This is a genomic window from Streptomyces sp. NPDC051320, assembly GCF_040682175.1.
Classification (GTDB): Bacteria; Actinomycetota; Actinomycetes; order Streptomycetales; family Streptomycetaceae; genus Streptomyces.
This window is the reverse complement of the sequence record NZ_JBFBAL010000003.1, coordinates 114,216-136,569: the sequence shown is the minus strand read 5'-3', so window position 1 is coordinate 136,569 and position 22,354 is coordinate 114,216. Positions and strand designations below refer to the sequence as shown.

General features: G+C 69.7%; 22 protein-coding genes. 10 read left to right on the top strand and 12 right to left on the bottom strand.

Translation table 11 applies throughout. From position 1 onward, the window contains the following. Nucleotides 1–3: 3 nt before the first annotated feature. From AB0M87_RS08365 to AB0M87_RS08355, 3 genes are read right to left on the bottom strand one after another with little or no spacing between them, the layout of a single operon-like run. Entirely contained in the window at nucleotides 4–1,017 is a 1,014-nt protein-coding gene (locus tag AB0M87_RS08365; protein WP_365851116.1) for an NAD(P)/FAD-dependent oxidoreductase, read from the bottom strand. After that, nucleotides 1,014–1,559 (bottom strand): isoprenylcysteine carboxyl methyltransferase family protein, encoded by a 546-nt coding sequence (locus AB0M87_RS08360; protein WP_365851115.1) that lies wholly within the window; start codon nucleotides 1,557–1,559, stop codon nucleotides 1,014–1,016. Before AB0M87_RS08360 ends, AB0M87_RS08365 begins: the two co-directional genes overlap by 4 nt. Before the next feature lie 13 nt (nucleotides 1,560–1,572). Further along, nucleotides 1,573–2,631, bottom strand: a complete 1,059-nt coding sequence (locus AB0M87_RS08355; protein ID WP_365851114.1) for a 3-oxoacyl-[acyl-carrier-protein] synthase III C-terminal domain-containing protein — start codon at nucleotides 2,629–2,631, stop codon at nucleotides 1,573–1,575. Nucleotides 2,632–2,822: 191 nt separating this feature from the next. Between AB0M87_RS08355 and AB0M87_RS08350 the strand changes: the two genes are divergently transcribed. Further along, complete coding sequence (locus tag AB0M87_RS08350; RefSeq protein WP_365851465.1) at nucleotides 2,823–3,635, top strand: UbiA family prenyltransferase; 813 nt, start codon at nucleotides 2,823–2,825, stop codon at nucleotides 3,633–3,635. Between the two features lie 68 nt (nucleotides 3,636–3,703). Here the strand turns inward: AB0M87_RS08350 and AB0M87_RS08345 are convergent, their stop codons facing one another. Then, a complete protein-coding gene (locus tag AB0M87_RS08345) occupies nucleotides 3,704–4,852 on the bottom strand; it encodes a D-alanyl-D-alanine carboxypeptidase (protein ID WP_365851113.1) in 1,149 nt (382 codons plus the stop codon). A gap of 263 nt (nucleotides 4,853–5,115) precedes the next feature. Between AB0M87_RS08345 and AB0M87_RS08340 the strand changes: the two genes are divergently transcribed. Both AB0M87_RS08340 and AB0M87_RS08335 read left to right on the top strand, forming a co-directional pair. Further along, on the top strand, nucleotides 5,116–5,802 hold the full coding sequence (locus AB0M87_RS08340) for a hypothetical protein (RefSeq protein WP_365851112.1): 687 nt from the start codon (nucleotides 5,116–5,118) through the stop codon (nucleotides 5,800–5,802). Between the two features lie 125 nt (nucleotides 5,803–5,927). Continuing rightward, nucleotides 5,928–6,521, top strand: coding sequence for a class F sortase (locus AB0M87_RS08335; protein WP_365851111.1), 594 nt, complete (start codon nucleotides 5,928–5,930; stop codon nucleotides 6,519–6,521). Nucleotides 6,522–6,567: 46 nt separating this feature from the next. On the opposite strand, the gene AB0M87_RS08330 is transcribed toward AB0M87_RS08335, so the two are convergent. Continuing rightward, nucleotides 6,568–6,981, bottom strand: coding sequence for a DUF6302 family protein (locus AB0M87_RS08330; protein ID WP_365851110.1), 414 nt, complete (start codon nucleotides 6,979–6,981; stop codon nucleotides 6,568–6,570). Nucleotides 6,982–7,044: 63 nt separating this feature from the next. After that, the gene (locus AB0M87_RS08325; RefSeq protein ID WP_365851109.1) at nucleotides 7,045–7,434 is read right to left on the bottom strand and encodes an ATP-binding protein; all 390 of its coding nucleotides are present in this window, start codon (nucleotides 7,432–7,434) and stop codon (nucleotides 7,045–7,047) included. A gap of 226 nt (nucleotides 7,435–7,660) precedes the next feature. On the opposite strand from AB0M87_RS08325, the gene AB0M87_RS08320 reads away from it, so the two are divergent. Genes AB0M87_RS08320 through AB0M87_RS08310 form a run of 3 tightly spaced genes read left to right on the top strand, consistent with a single transcriptional unit; the run spans nucleotide 7,661 to nucleotide 9,670 of the window. Continuing rightward, nucleotides 7,661–8,527 (top strand): helix-turn-helix transcriptional regulator, encoded by an 867-nt coding sequence (locus AB0M87_RS08320; protein WP_365851108.1) that lies wholly within the window; start codon nucleotides 7,661–7,663, stop codon nucleotides 8,525–8,527. Further along, nucleotides 8,524–8,808, top strand: a complete 285-nt coding sequence (locus AB0M87_RS08315) for a DUF397 domain-containing protein (protein ID WP_365851107.1) — start codon at nucleotides 8,524–8,526, stop codon at nucleotides 8,806–8,808. The genes AB0M87_RS08320 and AB0M87_RS08315 overlap by 4 nt, the downstream gene beginning before the upstream one ends. Before the next feature lie 46 nt (nucleotides 8,809–8,854). Continuing rightward, nucleotides 8,855–9,670 (top strand): SAM-dependent methyltransferase, encoded by an 816-nt coding sequence (locus AB0M87_RS08310; RefSeq protein ID WP_365851106.1) that lies wholly within the window; start codon nucleotides 8,855–8,857, stop codon nucleotides 9,668–9,670. Nucleotides 9,671–9,748: 78 nt separating this feature from the next. Here AB0M87_RS08310 and AB0M87_RS08305 read toward each other — a convergent pair whose 3' ends face one another. From AB0M87_RS08305 to AB0M87_RS08285, 5 genes are all read right to left on the bottom strand, one after another. Then, nucleotides 9,749–10,666: a carbohydrate ABC transporter permease gene (locus tag AB0M87_RS08305; RefSeq protein ID WP_365851105.1), complete on the bottom strand. Its 918-nt coding sequence runs from the start codon at nucleotides 10,664–10,666 to the stop codon at nucleotides 9,749–9,751. Then, the gene (locus AB0M87_RS08300) at nucleotides 10,663–11,583 is read right to left on the bottom strand and encodes a sugar ABC transporter permease (RefSeq protein WP_365851104.1); all 921 of its coding nucleotides are present in this window, start codon (nucleotides 11,581–11,583) and stop codon (nucleotides 10,663–10,665) included. The genes AB0M87_RS08305 and AB0M87_RS08300 overlap by 4 nt, the downstream gene beginning before the upstream one ends. 86 nt (nucleotides 11,584–11,669) lie before the next feature. After that, entirely contained in the window at nucleotides 11,670–13,016 is a 1,347-nt protein-coding gene (locus AB0M87_RS08295; RefSeq protein ID WP_365851103.1) for an extracellular solute-binding protein, read from the bottom strand. A gap of 491 nt (nucleotides 13,017–13,507) precedes the next feature. After that, nucleotides 13,508–14,320: a DeoR/GlpR family DNA-binding transcription regulator gene (locus tag AB0M87_RS08290; RefSeq protein ID WP_365851102.1), complete on the bottom strand. Its 813-nt coding sequence runs from the start codon at nucleotides 14,318–14,320 to the stop codon at nucleotides 13,508–13,510. A 145-nt stretch (nucleotides 14,321–14,465) separates the two neighbouring features. Beyond that, nucleotides 14,466–14,750, bottom strand: a complete 285-nt coding sequence (locus AB0M87_RS08285) for an ROK family protein (protein WP_365851101.1) — start codon at nucleotides 14,748–14,750, stop codon at nucleotides 14,466–14,468. Nucleotides 14,751–14,867: 117 nt separating this feature from the next. Here AB0M87_RS08285 and AB0M87_RS08280 point away from each other — a divergent pair, with 117 nt between their 5' ends. Next, nucleotides 14,868–16,427 (top strand): amino acid permease, encoded by a 1,560-nt coding sequence (locus AB0M87_RS08280; protein WP_365851100.1) that lies wholly within the window; start codon nucleotides 14,868–14,870, stop codon nucleotides 16,425–16,427. A gap of 31 nt (nucleotides 16,428–16,458) precedes the next feature. Here AB0M87_RS08280 and AB0M87_RS08275 read toward each other — a convergent pair whose 3' ends face one another. Beyond that, nucleotides 16,459–17,163: a helix-turn-helix domain-containing protein gene (locus tag AB0M87_RS08275; protein ID WP_365851099.1), complete on the bottom strand. Its 705-nt coding sequence runs from the start codon at nucleotides 17,161–17,163 to the stop codon at nucleotides 16,459–16,461. A gap of 175 nt (nucleotides 17,164–17,338) precedes the next feature. Between AB0M87_RS08275 and AB0M87_RS08270 the strand changes: the two genes are divergently transcribed. From AB0M87_RS08270 to uca, 3 genes are read left to right on the top strand one after another with little or no spacing between them, the layout of a single operon-like run. Beyond that, complete coding sequence (locus tag AB0M87_RS08270; RefSeq protein ID WP_365851098.1) at nucleotides 17,339–18,163, top strand: urea amidolyase associated protein UAAP1; 825 nt, start codon at nucleotides 17,339–17,341, stop codon at nucleotides 18,161–18,163. Further along, entirely contained in the window at nucleotides 18,160–18,780 is a 621-nt protein-coding gene (locus AB0M87_RS08265; protein WP_365851097.1) for an urea amidolyase associated protein UAAP2, read from the top strand. The genes AB0M87_RS08270 and AB0M87_RS08265 overlap by 4 nt, the downstream gene beginning before the upstream one ends. Beyond that, a complete protein-coding gene (gene uca / locus AB0M87_RS08260) occupies nucleotides 18,777–22,322 on the top strand; it encodes an urea carboxylase (protein ID WP_365851096.1) in 3,546 nt (1,181 codons plus the stop codon). Before AB0M87_RS08265 ends, uca begins: the two co-directional genes overlap by 4 nt. Nucleotides 22,323–22,354: the final 32 nt, after the last annotated feature.

Sequence of the window (22,354 nt, the reverse complement as noted above, 5' to 3'; positions counted from 1 at the left end):
CGGTTACTGCAGCGCGTGCACGGCGGCCGCGAAGACCGACGGCATGCGTGCGGCGGCCGGCACGATCAGGCGGGCCGTGCCGGGGGTGCGGCTCGCTGTCAGCAGCGCACCGGTCAGCAGCCGGTGGCGCCGGGTCAGCGCCGTCCAGGCCCGTTCGTAGTCCTGCGGCTGTCCGGCCAGCAGGCAGCGCACCGCGGCGCCGGCCGTGGCCAGTGCCAGGGCGATCCCCTCGCCGGTGAGCGCATCGACATAGCCGGCGGCGTCGCCGACGAGCAGGACCCGGCCGGCCACCCGGCGTCGTACCCGCTGGCGCAGCGGCCCGGCGCCGCGCACCGTACTCGCGTACGGGCCGCGCAGTGCGGCCGAGAGGGCGGGAAAGCCGGCCAGATGCGCGTCGTAGCCCTGACGGCTGTGGCTGAGGACGGCTACTCCCACCAGATCGTGGCCGACCGGGGTCACATATGCCTCGCCGTTCCGGGACCAGTGCACCTCCACGAGATCGGTCCACGGTGTGCACTGGTAGTGGCGGCGCAGCCCGTACCTGCCCGGACCTCGGGCAGGGAGGTCGAGGCCCAGGCGGCGGCGCAACGGCGAGTGGAGCCCGTCGGCGGCGATCAGCCAACGGGCCGTGAGGCCGCCCGCGGTGACGCTGTGCGCGTCCTGGCGCACCCCGCCGATCCTGCCGTCGATGATCCGTACGCCGACTTCGCGGGCGCGCCGGTGCAGGGCGGTGTGCAGCACCGTACGCCGTACACCGAGCCCCGTCCCCTCACGGAACCGGGCCTCGGCACGGTGCTCCCGGTCCAGGTAGCGAATGCCCTGCAACTCCCGTCCCTGCACGCCGACCCCCAGGGCCCGCAGCGCGGCGACCCCCGTCGGCATCACGCCTTCCCCGCAGGCCTTGTCGACGGGCGCATCCCGTGGCTCGACCACCACCGACTCGAGCCCCGCCAGGGCGGCCCGGATCGCCGTGGCCAGTCCGGCCGGACCACCACCCGCCACCAGCACATCGATCACGCGGTCAGGTCCCTGTCGGTGGCGAACTCCGGCGCCATCGCGGCGGTCAGTGCCTGGTTCTCGCAGCGGATACGGACGGTCAGCAGCGCCGCGTTGAGCACCGTGAACGCGACCGCGGTCACCCACGCGGTGTGCACGAGGGGGAGGGCGACCCCCTCGGCGACCACGGCGACGTAGTTGGGATGCCGCAGCCACCGATAGGGGCCGCCCTGCACCAGCGGCAGCCCCGGGACGACGATCACCCGGGTGTTCCAGCGCGGGCCGAGGGCGCCGATGCACCACCAGCGCAGCCCCTGGGCGCAGACCAGCACGGCCACCATCGGCCAACCCAGCTCAGGCAGGAACGGCCGGCCGCCGAGCCATGCCTCGGCCACACAGGCCGCCAGCAGACCGGTGTGCAGGGCGACCATCAGCGGATAGTGGCCCTGGCCCGCCACCGTCGCCCCGCGTGCCATGCTCCACCGCTCATTGCGCCGGGCGACGACGAGTTCGGCGATCCGCTCGGCCGCGACTACGGCCACCAGCAGTACGTACCACATCATGCGCTCCTCCGACCTACCAGCGCAGCAGCACCAGTTCGCAGCAAAAGCCCGGCCCCATGGCAAGCAACAGCCCCGGGGTGCCCGGCGGCGGGCGGCGCTCCGCCAGCGTGTCGCGCAGCACATGGAGCACGGACGACGAGGACAGATTGCCCACGTCGGCCAGGTGGCGCCAGGTGACGTCCAGTGCGCCGTCGGGCAGTTCGAGCGCTTCGGTCACCGCATCGAGCACCTTGGGACCGCCCGGGTGACAGACCCAGGCTGCCACATCCTTGGTCTTCAGACCGTGCTCGCTGAGGAACGCCTCTACGTCCGCTGCGAGGTGACCCCGCACCACATCGGGGACGGAGGCGTCCAGAACGACCTGGAAGCCGGAACTTCCGATGTCCCAGCCCATGATCCGCTCGGTGTCGGGGTACAACCGGCTGCGGGTGTCCACGATCGTCGGCCCGGGCACCGGGGCGGGGCGGTCGGCGCCGCGGACGACGACGGCGGCCGCCCCGTCCCCGAAGAGGGCGGTGGCGATCAGATTCGCCATCGAGGCGTCCCGGCGCTGGAACGTGAGCGAACACAGCTCCACCGAGAGCAGCACCGCCACCTGGTCCGGCCTGCCGAGCAGATAGTCGTGCACCCGGGCCAGACCGGCCGCGCCACCGGCGCAGCCCAGGCCGAAGAGCGGTAGCCGTCTGACATCGGTGCGGAGCCCGAGGCGTCCGGCGAGCCGGGCGTCGATCGAGGGGGTCGCGATACCGGTGACCGAGGTGAAGACCAACAGATCCACATCGGTGGCCGGCAGGCCCGCCGCGTGCAACGCGCCCCGCACGGCCCTGGCACCGAGCTCGGTGGCGCCCGCGATGAACGCGTCGTTTGCGGCGCCGAATCCGTCCAGCCGTTCGTACTGCTCGAGCGGCAGCGTCATGTGACGCGAGCGGACCTTCGCGCTCCGATGCAGCCGGTCGAGAACCCGCCGGTCAGCACCCTCGGGCAGGCAGACACGGGCCACCATGTCGGTGATCTCGCTCTGCGTGTGTCGATGTGGTGCGAGGACACCGTGGACGGCTGCGATCCGGGTCATCTGCTCTCCCGCCTGGGGGATGGGCTCCCCCTCTGCATTCCAGCATCCCTGCCCCCGGTGAGCGCCCCGACACCCTGAACGGTACCGCCCGAGCTCATCCCGGGCCCTACGATCGCCGGGTGGGAACTCCCGAGCAGCCGGCGCCCGAACAGTCAGTACCCGACGAGCCGACCGCGCGATGGGGCGCCGCGGTGGCCGGACTGGCCGGGTCGTGCCATCCCGGTCCCGTGCTGGCGGTCACCGCACTGATGGCCGGTCTCTCCGTCACCGCGGGACAGAGCGGCCCACGCAGCGTGCTGACCGTCGCCGCGGTGCTCACCGGCCAGTTGTCCGTCGGTTGGTGCAACGACGCGGTCGACGCCCGCAGGGACATCGCGGCCGGCCGCCGCGGCAAGCCGGTCGTCGATGGCGCGGTCGGTGTGCGTACGGTGTGGACCGCCGCGTTCCTGGCGCTGGCGCTGTGTGTGCCGCTGTCGTTCGGCTGCGGTCCGTGGGCGGGCGCGGTCCACCTGACCGGCGTCGCGGGTGCGTGGGCGTACGACCTCCGGCTCAAGGCGACCGTCTGGTCCTGGCTGCCCTACGCGCTGGGCTTCGCCAGTCTGCCGGCCTTCGTCGCCCTCGGTTCCCCGGGGGCGCCGGCGCCGGCCTGGTGGATCGTCACCGCGGGGGCGCTGCTGGGAGTCGGTGCACACCTGGGCGATGTACTGCCCGACATCCGCGCCGATCTGCGCACCGGTGTGCGCGGCTGGCCGCAGCGGCTGGGCCCTGACGGTGCCCGGCTGCTGCTGCCGGTACCGCTGGCGGCCGCCTCCGCCGTTCTGGTGCTCGGTCCCGACGGTCCGCCGGGCGCCCGGGGCGTCATGGCGCTCGGGAGCGCGGTGGGGATCGCGGCGGCGGGAAGTGTGCTGGGGCGACGCTGGGAGCGTACGGCGTTCGCTGCGGCCGTGGCGGTGACCGTGGTGGACGTGGCGCTGCTGCTGGCGAGCGGCACCCGCATCTCCTGACCGGCGTGCGAACGGACATCCGTCAGCGGCGTGTCCGGCCGGCGTTCTGTCCGTCAGCGTCCCGTCCGTCAGCGTCGCATCCGTCGGCGGAGCAGCCACAGAGAGCCGACCAACGAGATGAGCAGAGCCCCGACTGCTGCGAGATTGATCGGTGACATGAACCCTTCGCGGGCCCCGCTGTGCGACGTGCCGCCGACCGGCGGCGCCTGGGCGGGCTGCGGTGCCGCTTCCGCTGTCGGCTTCGCGTTCGCCGGATGCAGTACAGCGGGATTCACCCCGGCGGGTCGCAGCGCTCCCACCGGCTGCACCTTGTCGTCGGCGGCAAAACCCCAGTCGAGGAGCGAACGTGCCTCCTCGTACACGGAACCCGCCTGGGGGTTCATGACCGTCACGATCAGGGTGCGGTTCCCGCGGTGGGCAGCAGCGATCAGCGTGTTGCCGGCCAGCGTGGTGTATCCGTTCTTGATCCCGATGAGACCCGGATAGGGGTCGACGTCCTTGGTGCCGGTCAGCAGCCGGTTGGTGTTCTGGATCTCGAAGGAGGAGCCCACCCGGCCATCGCTCTCCACGCCGCCGGGAAACGACGCGACGGCGGTCGAGCAGTACTGGGCGAACGCCGGGTCGGCCAGGCCCGCCCGGCCGAACAGGGCGAGATCGTAGGCGGAGGAATACTGTCCCGGGGCGTCGTAGCCGTCCGGGGACATGACCCGGGTGTCGTCGGCTCCCAACTGCGCGGCGCGTTGCCGCATATCGGCGATGGTCTTCTGCACACCCCCGTTCATGGCGGCCAGCACATGCACCGCGTCGCCACCCGAACGGAGGAATACCCCGCGCCACAGATCCGCCACCCGGTAGGCGCTTCCCTCCTCGACACCGACCTGACTGCTCCCCGCGCCGAGGCCGGCCAGATCCGCGGGCACCACGGTGTGCAGCTTCTCCGCAGGCAACTTGGGCAGCACGGTGAGCGCGAAGAGGGTCTTGAGCGTGCTGGCCGGGGGCAGGTGCATATGAGGCGCCCTGGACGCCAGGACATCGCCCGTGGTGGCGTCGGCGACCACCCAGGACAGGGCGGACAGACCCTCGGGCAGAGCGGGGGCGCGGGGCGCACGGTGCTGGTCCGGTGGTGGGGACGCGACGCCGGGAGCGATGAAGACGATGCTCGCGGCCAACACCATGGCGCCCGCACAGAGACTTCGTACGATGGGTCTGATGATCATTCAGCCAAGGTAGGAAGGGGCGCGGTTGCCCGCATCTCGGGCACCGCACCGGAGCGTTCCTCGCCCACGGCGAACGTGCCCGGGTATGTCCCGTCGCACGGTCGTCCGCAGGGGGAGGCGCCGTCGATTCGGCGCAAGCGGGCGACTCGTTCGGGTGACCGGGCTCGCGAGGTGATCACTACCGGCCTAGCCTGCCCAGCAAGGACGTGCATTTATTGCTAAGTGCCAATAAATGCCGCAATTTTCTGCTGGAAGGTACACCCATGCGCTGGACGAGTATCGGTTCCGCCGCCCTGCTGAGCGTTGCCGCGATATCGCTGGCCGCCCCGGCTGCGACCGCCGGCGACGACAGCGGCATCACTTCCTTCGGATACACGGCGACACCGGCCTCGGTCGCGCCCGGCGGCACGGTCACTCTGACCGTGACCGGCTGTGACGCCCCCGGCGTCACTGTCACCTCCGGGGTCTTCGACACCGTCACCGTCAAGAAGGGCAAGCCGGCGAAGACGGTGGTCGACCCGGAGGCCAAGCCGGGCGTCCCGTACGACATCACCTTCGACTGCGACGGTGAAACGGGCACCACCCCGCTGACGGTCACCACCGGCAAGGGCGACGAGACCGGTAAGCCGGATCAGCACGGCAAGGGCGACGAGACCGGTAAGCCGGACCAGTACGGCAAGGGCGACGAGACCGGTAAGCCGGACCAGTACGGCCAGGGCGACGAGACCGGTAAGCCGGACCAGTACGGCCAGGGCGATGAGACGGGCTGGGGGAACCAGACCGGTAGGCCGGAGGGGGCAGGCGCGGCCGACAAGGGTGTCAACGCGGGTCTGGGCGGCTCGATCACCGGCACCAACCCGTCCGAGCTGGTAGCCGGCGGCGTACTCATCGCCGCTGCCCTCGGCGGGGTGCTCCACCTGCGCCGCCGCGCCCTCCGGGACCGGACCTGAGCCGTACGCGCAGCGGCGCGCCCGCCCCGGCCGTGCGGGCAGGGCGGGGCGCGGCATGCCCCGGCGTCCCGCACCACGGTGACCGCCACCGTGCCCGCTCCCGGACGCGATCCCACTGGGGCGCCGTGGCGCTCGTGCTGCTGGCCGGGGTCGCCCTGGTGCGTACCGGCGCCGAGGGCTCGGGTCCCCCGCAGCCGGAGGCCGCGTCCGTCGCGGACGGCGTGGTCGCCGACCCGACGCCGGCATCGGTCACCGCGCTGCCGGCCTCACGCCCCGGGCGGGTGCTCATTCCCGCCATCGGCGTCGACGCACCGGTCGCCGAAGTGGGTCGGGACAAGGAAGGCTGGATCGACGCGCCACCACCGGAGAACAAGAATCTGGCCGGCTGGTACACCGGCTCGGTCACGCCGGGGGAGCGCGGCACCGCGGTCGTCGTCGGTCATGTGGACAATCTGTCCGGCCCCGCGGTCTTCTTCCGTCTGGGCGAACTGCGGATTGGCGCGCACATCGACGTACGGCGAGCGGACGGCCGCACCGCCGTGTTCGACGTCTACCGCGTCAGGACCTTCATGAAGAAGGGGTTTCCCGCCCAGCAGGTCTACGGCGGCACCGGCCGACCCGAACTCCGGGTCATCACCTGTGGCGGTGCCTACGCGACATCGACCGGCTACGACGGGAACATCGTCGTCTTCGCGCGGCTGACTTCTTCCCGTGGCTGATGCCGCTCGACCGAGTCTTGCACGGCGGCACCCGCCCGATGCGCCGTCAGGCTCCGACGGCGGCCCGCCGGGCGACCGCGGCGGGGGCATAGCCGTAGAAGCGCAGCCGGTCGGGGTGCACCAGGTCCCAGCCCGGCTCGGGTTCGCTCTCGCCCCAGGCCACCACCCACTTGCGGCGGGACTCCATGACCCGCACGTCCGGGAATCCGGTCCAGCCGGCGAGCGCGTCACAGATGGCCAGGGCGGTGCGGCAGTTCGTGCCGACGACCAGACAGCCGCCCCGCCGGGAGCCGCCGACCGGGACGGCCAGCAGCGGGATCCGGAACACCTTGACCGCGACGGCTCCTGCCAGCAGCCCGGGATCCTCCAGGGCTTCGGCGTAGGCGGCGTAATCGTGCGCGTCGGGGGCCGGCAACAGACTGATGCCCATCGGCGGCACGGTCGAAGGGGCACTGCTCACGACGCGTCATCTCCCGGATCGGTCGTCGGTTCCGTCAAGCTCTGCATCGCGGTTCCCGGCCCTTCATGCCATGGCGGGGAGCGTCGCCCAAACGGTGCGGCCCGCAGCCGGATCCGCGGTTCTGATGCCCCAGTCCGAGGTCAGGGCGTCCACGAGCAGCAGCCCGCGTCCGCTTTCCGCATCGGGACCGGGTACGAGTTTCCGGGGCTTGGGACCGCAGGTGCCCTCATCCTGAACCTCGACATGCACCAGTCCCTCGGTGCTGTTGCGTAACTGGCACAGCACGGCGGTGCTGGCGGTGTGACGCACCGCGTTGGTGACGAGTTCGGAGACGATGAGCACGGTGAGATCGCACGTGTCCTCGGCAAGTCCCCACAGTCGCAGACGGTCACGAGTGCGGCGCCTGGCATCCGCCACGGAGTCCGGAGACGCGGGGACGGTGAACACGTGCATGCGTTCGATCCGCCGCTGGTCCGTGTGCAAACTTCCTGTGTGTAACGGAAGTTGTCCCTGACTTCTGACATCAGCGCTGTGAGTCACGAGGTTCACTATGCTCGCTGACGCCGTCACATCGCAACCGGCAACCTGATAATTTCAGATTGCCCTCACCCATCTGTCTCTCGCACCAATCGCCTGGCACACTACGGCTCGTGATGATCAGTCAGGAGGGAGCGAATACGTGAGCGAAGCGAAAGCGGGCACCGCGCCGACCGTCCTGCGCATCGTTCTGAGCAAGCGGTTGGGAGCACTGCGTGAAGCAGCCGGGGTGACCTTCGACGCGGCCGCGAAGGCCATCGATGTCACACCGGTGACCATCAGGCGCATGGAGAAGGCCGAAGTCGGTCTGAAGCTCCCGTACGTCCGGCAACTGCTGGAGCACTACGCCGTACCGGCCAGGGAAATCGCCGAATTCGTCTCACTGGCCCGGGACGCCAACAAACCCGGCTGGTGGCACGACTACCGCGACGCCCTGCCCGACTGGTTCAGCGTCTACGTCAGCCTGGAGGACGAAGCCACCCTGATCCGCACCTATGAACCGCACTATGTGCCGGGTCTCCTGCAGACCGAGGATTACGCCCGGGCGGTACTCGGCGCGGGCGTGGGGCGTGACGCCGACGGCGAGCTGGAGCGGCGCGTCGCTCTCCGTCTCAAACGTCAGGAGCTGCTGGAGCAGCCGAACGCCCCTGCACTGTGGGTGCTGTTCGAAGAAGCCGTGCTCCATCGGCCGGTCGGTGGCCGACAGGTGATGCGCGGCCAGATCGAGCGGCTGTTCCAGGCGACGAGGCTGTTCAACGTCACGCTGCAGATCCTGCCCTTCGAAATGGGCCCGCACATCGGAGCGTTCGGCCCCTTCACTCTGTTCCGCTTCGAGATGCCCGAACTGCCGGACATCGTCTACACGGAGTCTCTGAGCGGCGCCGCCTACCAGGACCAGCGGCCCTACGTCTCCGCGCATCTGGAGGCGCTGGACCGCCTGTCCACCCAGGCGAGGACAGTCGAAGAAACCCGCAAAATTCTGGAAGACGCATGCAAGGACAGCACATGAACCACTCACCCAATGCCCTGCCGACCAACACCGTCCACAGCAACGCCGCCCCGGCCAATGGCATTTCCGCCACCTCGCTCGGAGTCGACGGCTGGGAGAAGCCCTGGAGCGGGACGAACGGCGGCAACTGTGTGGAGGCCAAGCGGCTTCCCGGCGGCATGATCGCGCTCCGGCAGTCCACCGATCCCTCGGGTGCGGCGCTGATCTACACCCGCGACGAGCTCGCCGCGTTCATCGCAGGTGCCAAGGCCGGTCAGGCGGACTACCTGCTGGACGCCTGAATTCTCCCGAAGCGGCCCCGACCCCACGAGGAACTGGAGACCTGGCATGGCCGGTACCGGTCACGACGCCGATCCGATCGACACCACGAAACCGCACAGTGCCCGCATGTACGACTACTACCTCGACGGCAAGGACCATTACGAGGTCGATCAGGAAGCCGCGGCCCAGGTACTGGCCGTCTTCCCCTCGATCAAGATCTGCGCCAGGACCAACCGGCAGTTCATGCACCGGGCGACCCGCTGGATCACCGCCCACACCGACGTACGGCAGTTCCTCGACGTGGGAACCGGCATCCCCACCCAGCCGAACCTGCACCAGATCGCGCAGGAGACCCACCCGGAGTCCAGGGTCGTCTACGTCGACTACGACCCCGTGGTACTGCGGCACGCCCAGGCGCTGATGCGGAGCAAGCCCGAAGGCCGTACGGCCTACATCCAGGCCGACGTGCGGGAGCCGGAGACGATCACCTCGGCCGAACTGCTCCACCAGACGCTTGATTTGAGCCGGCCGGTCGCCCTGTCCCTCAACGCCCTGCTCCACTTCGTCCCCGACGAGCGCCGACCCTATGAGATCGTGCAGCACCTTGTTGACGCCCTTGCCCCGGGCAGCTATCTGATGATGTCCCACTGCACCCCCGACTTCGACCCGGAGGCCTGGGAGAAGATCCTCGATGTCTACCGAGCCGGCGGTATCGAGATCCAGGTCCGGTCCCGCAAAGAAGTACTCGGCTTCTTCGACGGCCTCGAATTCGTCGAACCGGGGCTCGAAGTCCCCCATCGCTGGCAGCCGGACGGCGAGACCCTGTCCGGTGCGACCGACGCCGCGGTCTCCCTCTACGCGGGTGTGGCCCGCAAACGGTGACCACGCCGTGCGGGGCCACCCCGGGTGTGGGTGGCCCCGCAGCCGCGATGTCGACGCGGACGAAGACGATCCGGGTTGTCAGCCCTTGCTGGATCCGAGCGAGAGGCCCGCGATGAACTGCTTCTGCAACAGGATGTAAACGATCAGAGTGGGCACGGCGGCGATCATCGCGGCCGCCGCGATCAGGTTCTGATTGCTGACGAACTGGCCCTGCAGGTTGGCCAGTGCCGAGGTGACCGGGCGTTTGTCGCCGGACGACATCAAGGTGATGGCCCAGAAGAAGTCGTTGTAGATCCACGTGGTCAGCAGGGTGGCCAGCGCGGCCAGGGCCGGTCGGCACAACGGCAGGGTCAGCTTCCAGAAGCGGACCCACAGGCTCGCTCCGTCGACCATGGCCGCCTCGTACATCTCCTCCGGGACCGACTTCATGTAGTTGCTCAGCACGAAGACGCAGAAGCCCAGCTGGAACGCCACGTTGATGACGATCAGTCCGGTGATCGAGTTGTACATCAGCCCGCTGCCGCTGAGGAACGACGGCAGCGGAAGCTTCAGGAAGATGCGGTACAGCGGAGTGATGATCACCTGCTGGGGCAGCAGGTTGCCGGCCGTGAAAACGATCAGCAGCACCACGTTGATCTTGACGTTGACACGGGTCAGCACAAAGGCCACCCCCGAGGCCAGCGCCAGCACGATGACGACGGCCGGCAGAGTGATCAGCACCGAGTTCAGGAAGAAGTGCAGCATGTCCGACTGGACCCACGCATCGCTGAAGTTCTTCAGCGTCAGATGGTGGGGCAGCGAGACATAGCCGTACTTCGTGGTGTCCTCGTACGGCCGGATCGCGACGTACAGGGCGAAGGCGATCGGCAGCAGCCACATGACCGAGGCGCTGATCAGGAACAGCTGGGACGCGATCTGGCCCCAGGGCCGCGGCTTCTTGCGGCCCTGGGCGGCCGGCTGAGCCTGAAGCGGGGGCGGCAGGGTGTCGGTGGTCATCGCGTTTCCTCACGGCGGAACGTCTGGTACAGGAAGATGCAGATCGGCACCAGCGAGATCACCAGCAGCACCACGCCGAGCGCGGAGCCGAAGCCCACGCGTTGGGTCTCGCCGACGATGTTCGACGTGACCAGTACCGAGAGCAGTTCCAGGCCGTTGATTCCCTTGTTGGTGATGTACACCAGGTCGAAGGCGCGCAGCGATTCGATGACGGTGACGACCATGATGACGATGTTGATCGGCCGCATCACGGGGAAGATCACGCGCCAGAAGGTGTCCCAGGCATTGGCCCCGTCGACCCGAGCGGCCTCCCGGAGCGTGGGGTCGACCGCCTTGAGACCGGCCAGATAGAGCACCATCACATAGCCGGACTGCCGCCAGGTCGCTTCGACCAGCACGGCCCACAGGTTGAGGTGCGGGTCACCGAGCCAGTCGATGGCGTTGTTGCTGCCGTTGCGTCCGATGACGGTGTTGATCAGCCCGAGGTTCTGCGAGTACATGAACTCCCAGATGATGCCGACCAGCGCGAGGGACAGCATGACCGGCAGGAACAGGATGCTCTGATACATCCGGCTGCCCTTGATGCCGCGGTCGATCACGACCGCGAACAGCATGCCGAGCGGTGTCGCGATGAAGACGAAGACACCGAGCCAGATCAGGTTGTGCCAGACGGCCGGCCAGAAGGACGGATAGTTCGTGGCCGCCTGGTGGAAGTTCTGGATGCCGTCCACGCACCCGTTGTTGAGGATGGACGGCAGATTGGGCTGACAGGTCTTGGTGCTCAGACTCCCCACGCCGTTCCACTTGAAGAACGACAGCAGGACGGTGCCCAGGGCCGGAACCCAGACGAACGCGATGTCGATCAGCAGCGGGATGCCGAGCAGCAGGGTGACCACTATGCGGTCGCGTCGGGACATTCTGCGCACACCCCGGCGGCGACGGCGGACCGGTACTTCGGTCGTGGCCGGCGCCGCCGGAGCGTGCACGCGAGTCTGCGAACTCATCAGCTGTAGATCGCCTTTGCCTGCGATTCGGCGCTCTTCTGCAGCTTGGCGATGTTGCTGGTGCTGGAGTCGCCGATGAACTTCTGGATGATCGAGATCATCGCTGTGGCCATCGCCGGGTCGGCGTCGCGGTCCATGAACTGACCGACCGCCTTGCACTTGGCGATCTCGGCGACCGACTTCTTCTGGATGGCGTTGTAAGTCGGCACCTGCAGCCCGGTGGCCAGACCCACGTCCCACTGGTCGGTCTTCAGGTAGGTGGCCTCCGCCGCACCCGTTCCGATGTACTCCAGGACGGCCTTGGCGGCGACGGTGTTCTTCGCCTTCTTGCTCAGCATGAACCCGTCGGTGGGCGCGTCCATGTAGTCCTGGCCGTACGTCGGGTTGATCGCCGGGAAGGTGAAGAAGTCCAGGTCGTCGAGGTTCGCCTTGTCCGTGACGTACTGTGCCGCGACCTGGTTGGTGCCCTGGAACATCATCCCGGCCTTCTTGGACTCCAGGGTCTTGGCCGCGTCCTGCCAGATGCGTCCGTTGGCGCCGGACTGCATGTAGGGCAGGATCTCGGCCCAGTGCTCGAAGACCGTGGTGACGCCCTTGTCCGTCCACGGGATCTCGTGCTTCATCAGCTTCGCGTGGTAGTCGTAGCCGTTGATACGCATGTTGAGGATGTCGAACGTCCCCAGCGCGGGCCAGCCGTCCTTGTCGGCGAAGGCGATGGGCGTGATCCCGTCGCCCTTCATCTTCTTGCACAGCGCCTTGTACTCGTCCCAGGTGGTCGGGACCTGGTAGCCCTTGGCGGCGAAGTGGCTCTTGTTGTAGTGGACCACCCACGGGTAGTTGTACAGCGGGACCAGGTACTGGTGGCCGTCGAGCCCGGTGGAGAGTTTCTTGGCGGCCGGGCCGAAATTGGAGCCGATCTTGTCCCACACGTCGTCCAGCGGCTGGGCGAGGCCCTGCGCGGCGAAGTACTGCATGCGGTAGCCGGCGAACCAGGAGAACAGGTCGTTCGGTGTGCCCTGCAGGTAGCTGGTGATGTTCTCCTGGAAGGAGTTGTGGTCGACCGTGTTGATCTTGATCTTCGACTTGGTCGACGCGGTTGCCGCCGTGCACAGCGCGGCGAAAGCGGTCTTCGCCGCGGGGTCCGAGTAGTTCGAACCGAAGGTGATCGGTCCGCCCTTCTTCCCGTTGCTGGAACTCTTGGGCGAGGACGAGCTGTCACAGGCGGTCAGCAGGCCGCCGGAGACGACAGCCAGGCCGGCGGCGCCGGCTATGCCCCTCAGTACGTTCCTGCGAGTCGGTGACGTCCCGACGTCTCGGCTGGATCCCGACGAATCGACGTCCGACATGGTGCCTCCATGTGTGTGTGGGCGTTCTAGAGGACGAGAGGTGGAGCGACAACGGTGTGGAAGTTCCTGGAGGGGCCCTGTAGCAACTATCGATTTCCAACAGAAGTCACCAAGATGAAACGTATCTCGACCGCTGGGGTAGTTCTACGCCACATGGTTGGGACCGTCAACGCTCTACAGAGGATGCGTTGCCGGACCGTGATGTCGAACGAGGTGGTGGGTTGGCCGCCAGTTGTCCGCTTCGTCCCCGCGATCGCCGTGAGCGGTGCTCTCGGCCGATCCGGCGCGACGCGCACGCACGGGCCGGGCTCGGGCGAGTGGTCACAGGGAACGCCAACTTCCCGCAGCTCACAAGGGAGTGAGACGTCCTCGGTTGCCGGTGCGGACGGCTCGACGGGCGCGGTCGGCGTCGGCTTTCCCCGGTCCGGTGCGCGGGCCGGGGGCCGACTGCGGCGTTGGAGTATGTTGATTTTCGACTGTCCGCTGTCGGATCAGTTGCCCTGTGCGCCGGCAATGGTCAGTTCGCCCACCGTCTCCGCGAGCACGGCGGACGCCTGGGCCGGCAGCCGGTCGTCCGTGATGAACCAGTTGATGTCGGCCAGCGGGCAGAAGCCGCTGAGGCCGACGACGCCCCATTTGGTGTGGTCCGCCACCACCACGACCCGTCGGGCCGCGGCGACCAGCGCCCGGTTGGTCCGGGCCTCGGCGAGGTTGGGGCTGGTGAGCCCGGCCGCCTCGGACGCGCCATGGGTGCCCAGTATCAACAGGTCCACATGGAGCGAGCCGATGACCAGGTCGGCCAGCGGTCCGACCAGCGCCGCGGACGGGGTGGGGGAACCGCCGGTGAGCAGCAGCGTCGCAGCGGTCGTCCCGCCGCCCTCCCGGGCCGCGGCCTGGAAGACCTCGGCCACCGGCAGCGAATTGGTCACCACGGTCAGACTCGGGACGTCCACCAGCCGGGTGGCCACCGCATGCGCCGTCGTGCCGGCGCCGATGGCGACCACGCTGCCCGGCTCGACACGCGCCGCAGCCGCGTCCGCGATCGCGGCCTTCGCCGTCGCTTCGCGGGTGGACTTCGCCTCGAAACCGGGCTCGTAGAGGCTCGTACTGACCGAAACGGCCCCGCCGTGCACCTTCTCCAGGAACCCGCCGCTCGACAGGGCGTCCAGGTCCCGGCGGATGGTCATGTCCGAGACCCCGAGCTGTCCGACGAGCTGGGTGACCCGGACCGCGCCGTCCCGGCGCACCGACTCCAGGATCAGCGCGCGACGCTGCTGCGCGAGCAAGCCTCCCTGATCCGCCATGTGCATCTACTCCTGTCGGCCGGACACTGGTGGAGGGGTTGCGCGCCTCCGTCGCCCCGCACTATAGAACAGAAGCAATCACAGAAGAACAGTCGAGAAAGCGCTCACTGTCACACCACCGGCGGCGGGTCGGTGTCCCGGTCGCTCACGCGGTTGCCCCGTTCACCGTGGCCCGGTCGAGCACGGCGGCCAGGTCCGGCGTCTCACTGAGGACGAGCGCGGCGCCGCCGAGTGCGCCGACTCGCGAACCGAGCTCCAACTCCGCCGGTACTACGTCCACCTCCCGCACCAGCGACAGCGCGTACCGGCGGTTCGCCGTACGCATGGGCGTCAGGAGTACCTCGCCGGCCCGGGACAACTCGCCTCCGACGAGGATGCGTTCGGGGTTCAGCAGATTGCAGAGGTTCGTGGGGTATCGCCTGAGTCGCACCCGCCGGTGCTGCGGTGAGGACTTGGGCCCGGCACGGACACGGCTACGACATGCCGTCGAAACAGCCCGCTCCTAATTTCTGTCATCCGACAGGAACCAGTGACTGGGGGCTGCTCCATGACCGCCACCGCTCCACCCTCGCCGTCATCGCACCCGGACGCCGCCGTCCAGGGAAGCGAACCCGCGGCACTCGCCGGCTTCGGCTACCGTCAGGAGTTGCATCGCAACCTGGGGCGCTACGCGTCCTTCGCCGCCGGATTCTCCTTCATCTCCGTTCTCACCACCGTCTTCCAGTTCTTCGCCTTCGGGTATGCCGTGGGCGGCGGGGCCTTCTTCTGGACCTGGCCCGTCGTGCTGGTCGGTCAGCTGCTGGTGGCGGCCTGCTTCGCCGAACTCGCCGCGCGTTACCCGCTCTCCGGCGCCATCTACCAGTGGTCCACCCGGCTGAGCCGCCCCGCCTTCGGCTGGTACGCCGGCTGGATCATGGTCATCGGACAGGTCGTGGTGGTCGCCGCCGCCGCGCTCGCGCTGCAGGTGGTGCTCCCCGCCGTCTGGTCCGGCTTCCAGATCCTCGGAGGTGATCCGGCGCCCACCACCTCCAGCGGAGCGGCCAATGCCGCGATCCTCGCCGTCCTCCTCCTTGTCATGACGACGGTCGTCAACGTGTTGGACAACAAGGTGCTGTCGGCCGTCAACCGGATCGGGGTCACCGCCGAGATCGTCGGCGCGGTCCTCATCGTGCTGCTGCTCCTCACCCACTCCGAGCGCGGCGCGGGCGTCACCCTCCACACCGGGGGCAACGGCGGCGCGCTGGGTGCCCTGCTGGTGGGCGGGTTCGCTGCCGCATACGTCCTGATCGGCTTCGACAGCGCGGGGGAGATGAGCGAGGAGACCCATCATCCGCGCCGGACCGCCCCGCGCACCATCCTCACCTCGCTGCTCGCGGCCGGCGTCCTGGCCACCCTGCTGGTACTGGGCGGCTTGCTCGCCGCACCGAGCCTGACCGACGGGCGGCTGGCCGGCGAAGGTCTTTCGTACGTACTGACCAGCAACCTCGGGAGCGGGGTGGGCAAGTCGCTGCTGGTGGACGTGGCCGTGGCCATCGCCGTGGCGACGCTCGCCATCCAGACCTCCGCGACCCGCATGCTGTTCTCCATGGCGCGCGACGGCGTGCTGCCCGCCTCCCGCACCCTGGCCAAGGTCTCCCCACGGACCGGCATGCCGCACGCTCCCGCGCTGGTGGTGGGCGTTGCCGCCGCTTGCCTCTGCCTGCTGAATCTGGCTTCGCCGGAGGCCTTCCTCGCGATCGGCACCACGTGCATCGCGATGCTCTACCTCGCGTACGCGATGGTGACCGGGCCGATGCTGGTGCGCAGGCTGCGCGGCGGCTGGGACGCGGGCGCCGGTACGGACGAGACCGGTGCCCCCTTGTTCTCGCTGGGCAGGTGGGGCCTGCCGGTCAATGCGCTGGCCCTGGTCTACGGCCTCTTCATGGCCGTCAACCTGGCCTGGCCGCGCGCCGCGGTCTACGACCCGGCGGGCGGCCACTGGTACTTCCAGTGGTTCACCGCGCTCTTCCTCGGCGTGACGGTGCTGGTCGGCTCCGCCTACCGGGCGCTGCGGCCGCGGCGCCCGGTGCCCGTACCCCCGCTCACCCCGGTGTCCTCGGCGATGTAGTAGATGGGCGCACGGAAGAGCGGGAGCAATGTCAGCCAGCGGGCCGGGACAGGGTCCCGGCCGCCTCCCGCACCGCTGCCAGATCCTCCTCGGGCACCCCCGCCACCCGCAGCGCCGCGTCCGCCGTCGCCGACGCGAAGACCTGGACGGAGCGGTCCGGGGCGGAGCGGTGGACGAGGATGACGCTCTCGATGAGCCCGAAGACCAGGTCGGTGCGGAGCCTGAGTTCGCCGGTGCCGAGCGAGCCGCAGCTTGCCGTCGCTGCGAGCAGCTTCCCATAGGCGCACTTCAGTTCGCCTCGCACCCGGCCGAAATCCGCGAACCGTTCGGTGCGGATCTCGGGCAGCAGGTAGAGACCCCCCAGATTGTGCGGGCCACCGCAGAGCAGCTCCACATCGGAGCGGCAGAGGTACCACAGGCGGGCTTCCGCCGGGGCCGGGCGCTCGCCCGCTCCGGCACCGTCGTCCTCGAGGAGGCCACGGGCGAGGGTGAGAGAGGGAGTGACCGTGCCTTCCAGGAGTGCGGCAAGCAGGTCCTCCTTGCCGGCGAAGTAGTGGTACATCGTGGCCTGCCGCATTCCGGCACGCTCGGCGACCGCCCTGGTCGATGTCGCCGCGTAGCCGCGCGAGGTGAACAACTCGGACGCCGCGGCCAGCAGTTCCTCCCGGGCGGACAGTCCGCTCTCGGGTCGCGGCGAGGCCCGCGGTCTGCCGACCCGTCGTCCTGCGGTGCTCATGGGCCGATCGTCGCACACCGTCGCGCGCGTCCCTGCGGGCCGATTGGAGTGAGAGCGCGGTAACGCCGCCGTAACTGCCGGGCAACGGCCCCGAATCCGCCCACCCCTAATTTCTGTCGAGCGATCGAAATTACCGCTGGAACAAGGACGCCAGCACGTCTCGGGAGGTTGAGCCATGTCGACGGCAACGACGTACGGCGCGCGGGACCATGCCCGTGCTCAAGAGGGGGGCAGGGTCGCGGCGATGCCGGTGGTGCCCGCCACCGACTGGCCCGCCCCGCCTGCCGGCGCGGACCACCTGGTGTGGGCGGAGACCGTGGCGGGCGGCAACTACACCCACCAGGTGCTGGCCCGCGGCACCGAACTGCGGCTGACGGATACGAGCGGCGAAGCCTGCGCCCATCTGCTGCTGTTCGTCGCGGACCGCCCCTGGGAGCGGCTCAACACCGCCGACACGGTCAAGGTGCAGTGGAACGCCTACCTGGAGGAAGGCAGGCTGCTGCTGTCCGACCAGGGCCGCGTGCTGGCCTCCGTCGTCGCCGACACCTCGGGGCGGCACGACGCACTCTGCGGCACCTCCACCCTTGTCCGCAACACCGCGCGGTACGGCGACGGGACACCCTGGTCCGCAACCCCCGCCGGACGTGAGCTGTTCAAACTGGCCGCCCTGAAGAACGGACTGGAACCCCGCGACCTGCCGCCCTCGCTCTCCTTCTTCCAGGGCGTCGAGGTACGCGAGGACGGCGCTGTCGCCTTCACCGGCTCCGCCGGGCCCGGCGCCTTCGTCACCCTGCGTGCCGAACAGGACCTCACCGTGCTCATCGCCAATGTCCCGCATCCCGCAGATCCCCGGCCCGAGTACCTCAGCGGGCCGCTGGAGGTACTCGCCTGGCGGGCCCGTGCCACCGCACCCGGTGACGCCCGCTGGGACGCCTCCCCCGAAGGGCGCCGCGCCTTCCTCAACACCGTCGCCTTCCTCACCGCAAGGGGGCTCGCATGAGTGCGTCGACCACCACCACGGTCGTGCCGGCCAGGGCCGCGTGGTCCGCCGTCGTCCGCGCGGGCCACCTGCTCACCATCACCGACCTGCACGGCAAACAAGCGGTCGACTTCCTCGCGTACGACGCCCACGACACCGCCGTCCGCTACAGCGCGCCCGACACTCTCCACGCCCAGAACAACATCTTCCTGTCCACCGGCTCCGTCCTGCTCTCCAACGAGCACACCGAGCTGATGACCGTCGTCGAGGACACCTGCGGCCGGCACGACACCCTCGGCGGCGCCTGCTCCAAGGAGTCCAACACCCTGCGCTACGGCCACCACACCTGGTCCCAGCACGCCTGTGCGGACAACTTCCTCACCGAGGGGTCCCGGTACGGTCTCGGCAAGCGCGATCTGGTCTCGAACATCAACTGGTACATGAACGTCCCCGTCGAGCAGGACGGCACGCTGGGCATCGTGGACGGCTTGTCCGCCCCGGGCCTGCGGGTCGTGCTGAGGGCCGAGACGGACGTCCTGATCCTGGTCTCCAACTGCCCACAGATCAACAACCCCTGCAACGGCTTCGAGCCGACCGCCGTCGAGATGACGATCAGTGACGGGACGGCGCGCCCATGACACCCGCCTTCGACACCCTGCTGGTCGCCAACCGCGGCGAGATCGCCGCCCGCATCATCGGTACCGCCCGGCGGCTGGGGCTGCGTACGGTCGCCGTCTTCTCCGACCCGGACCGGGCGAGCGAACACGTACGGCTGGCGGACGAGGCCGTGCGTCTCGGCCCCGCGCCCGCCAGGGAGTCGTACCTGAACGTGGACCTGGTGCTGAAGGCCGCGGTGGAGGCCGGGGCCGGTGCGATCCACCCGGGATACGGATTCCTCTCCGAGGACGCGGAGTTCGCCCGCCGCTGCGAGGCGGCCGGGATCGTCTTCGTCGGCCCGAAACCGGAGCAACTGGACCTCTTCGGCGCCAAGCACACCGCACGCGCCGCCGCCGAAGCAGCGGGAGTTCCCCTCGCACCCGGCAGCGGACTGCTGCCCGATCCGGCCGCCGCTCTCCAGGAAGCCGGCCGTATCGGCTACCCGGTGATGCTGAAGGCCACCGGAGGAGGGGGCGGCATCGGCATGCAGGCCTGTCACGGGCCGGAGGAGCTCACCGACGCCTGGGACCGGGTACAGCGGGTCGCCGCCGCCTCCTTCTCCTCCGCCGGGGTCTTCGTGGAACGCCTCGTCGAAGACGCCCGTCACGTCGAGGTGCAGGTGTTCGGTGACGGCGCGGGCCGGGTGGTCACCTTCGGCGACCGGGACTGCTCACTGCAGCGCCGCAACCAGAAGGTGGTGGAGGAAGCCCCGGCGCCTGGTCTGCCCGACCGGGTGCGCCGCCAACTCGCTGACGCCGCACATGACGTGTGTGCCTCGGTGGGCTACCGCTCCGCCGGGACCGTGGAGTTCGTCTACGACGCCGCCCGCGCGGAGGCGTACTTCCTGGAGGTCAACACCCGTCTCCAGGTGGAGCATCCCGTCACCGAGGAGATCTATGGTGTCGATCTGGTGGAGTGGATGCTGCGTCTGGCCCAGGGGGAGACCTCGGTGGTCCGCGCTCCCGGACCACCGCGCGGCCACGCCGTGGAGGCCCGCGTCTACGCCGAGGACCCCTCCCGCGGGCATCGCCCCAGCGCGGGTCTGCTGACGCGCGTCACCTTCCCCTCCGACGTCCGCGTCGACTCCTGGGTCCGAACCGGTACGGAGGTGACCACCGCGTACGACCCGATGCTCGCGAAGGTCATCGCCTACGGCGCCGACCGCGCGGAGGCGCTGAGCCGGCTGGACGCCGCGCTCGCCACCACCCGGATCGACGGCATCGAGACCAACCTGGGCCTGGTACGGGCCGCGCTGGCCCGGCCCGAGATGCGGGCCGCCCGCCACTCCACCGCCACCCTGGCCGAGGTCACCGACCCCACGCCGCGCATCGAGGTCGCCGCGGGCGGAACCCTCACCACCGTCCAGGACTGGCCGGGCCGTACCGGCCACTGGCAGGTCGGCGTCCCACCTTGCGGACCGATGGACGACCTCTCCTTCCGGCTCGGCAACCGGGCACTGGGCAACGCCGAGGGCGCCCCCGGGCTGGAGTGCACCCTGCAGGGCCCCGCCCTGCGGTTCACCCACCCGACGACGGTGTGCGTCACCGGCGCACCGGCCCCGGTGAACGTCGACGGCACCGCCGTACCGCAGTGGGAGCCCGTGACCGTCCCCGCCGGGTCCACACTGACCGTCGGCGTCGCGGGTGAACTCGGCCTGCGCACCTACGTGCTGTTCGCAGGCGGCGGCCTGGACGTGCCGGACTTCCTCGGCAGCGCTTCGACCTTCACCCTGGGCCGTTTCGGCGGGCACGGTGGCCGGGCCCTGCGCACCGGCGACGTGCTGCACGGCGGCACGGCGGAGCACACCGCCCGTCAGGTGCCGCCAGCCGCCCGCCCGGTGTTCGGCACGGTGTGGGAGATCGCGGCGGTGGAAGGCCCGCACGCCGCGCCCGAGTTCTTCACCGAGGACGACATCCGTGGTTTCTACGCCGCCGAGTGGAAGGTGCACTTCAACTCGGCCCGCACGGGCGTGCGTCTGATCGGTCCCAAGCCGCGCTGGGCACGCACGGACGGCGGCGAGGCCGGGCTGCACCCGTCCAACATCCACGACACGCCGTACTCCGTCGGCGCGGTCGACTACACCGGGGACATGCCGGTGCTGCTCGGCCCCGACGGCCCCTCCCTGGGCGGTTTCGTCTGCCCGGCCACGATCGCCAAGGGCCAGCGCTGGAAGCTCGGCCAGCTGCGCCCCGGGGACACGGTCCGGTTCATCCCGGTCACCGTGGCGGCGGCGGACGCTCTGCGCAGTACGCCCCAGGCGCGTCCGGCCGCGGACCGGCCGGAGATCGTGGACGGCGGGGTGCTGGCCCGGCACCGGGACGTGACCTACCGGCGCAGCGGCGACGACAACCTGCTGGTCGAGTTCGGCCCGATGGAGCTGGACCTGGCGCTGCGGATGCGGGTGCACGCGCTAATGGAAGCGGTGGTCGCGGCCGGGCTGCCCGGTATCACCGACCTGACGCCCGGTATCCGTTCCCTGCAGATCCGGACCGACCCCGATGTGCTGGCCCAGCCGGAACTGCTGGAACGCGTGCGCCGGATCGAGGCGTCGCTGCCTCCCACCGACGAGCTCGTCGTGCCGTCCAGGACGGTCCACCTGCCGTTGTCCTGGGACGACCCGGCGACCCGCGAGGCCATCGCCCGCTACATGGCGGGGGTCAGGGACGACGCTCCCTGGTGCCCGTGGAACATCGAGTTCATCCGCCGGGTCAATGGCCTGCCGGCCGTCGAGGACGTCTACCGCACCGTCTTCGACGCCGAATACCTCGTTCTCGGTCTCGGTGACGTCTACCTGGGCGCGCCGGTCGCCACTCCGCTCGACCCGCGTCACCGCCTGGTCACCACCAAGTACAACCCGGCACGGACCTGGACGGCGGAGAACTCCGTCGGCATCGGCGGCGCATACCTGTGCGTCTACGGCATGGAGGGGCCGGGTGGCTACCAGTTCGTCGGCCGCACCACACAGGTCTGGTCGAGCTGGCGGCCGGACCCGCAGCCCTGGCTGCTGCGCTTCTTCGACCGCATCAGGTGGTACGAGGTCGGGCCGGAGGAGCTCATCGAGCTCCGTGGCGACATGGCCGCAGGCCGGTTCACGCCCCGGATCGAGGAGGGCACCTTCTCCCTCGCCGACCACCAGCGCTTCCTTGCCGCGAACGCGGGGGCCATCACCGAGTTCCGCTCCCGGCAGGCCGCGGCCTTCGCAGCGGAGCGGGACGCGTGGGAGGCCGCGGGCGAGTTCACCCGCGCGGAGCGGGTCTCCGCGCCCGCCCCCGCGCCGGCCGAGGTCTCCGTCCCGCCCGGCGGACATCTCGTGGAGGCCGAATTCACGGCCTCCGTCTGGCAGGTCAACGTCCGTGTCGGCGACACGGTCACGGCGGGCCAGCAGCTCCTCGCGGTGGAGGCCATGAAGATGGAATCGCGCATCCACTCGCCGAGCGACGCGGTCGTCACCCACGTCCTCACCGAACCCGGCGCCCAGGTCGAGCCGGGTGCTCCGCTGGTCGTGCTGGCGCCGTGCGCATAAGAGCCGCCCCCCGCAGGCGCGCACCCGCAGAC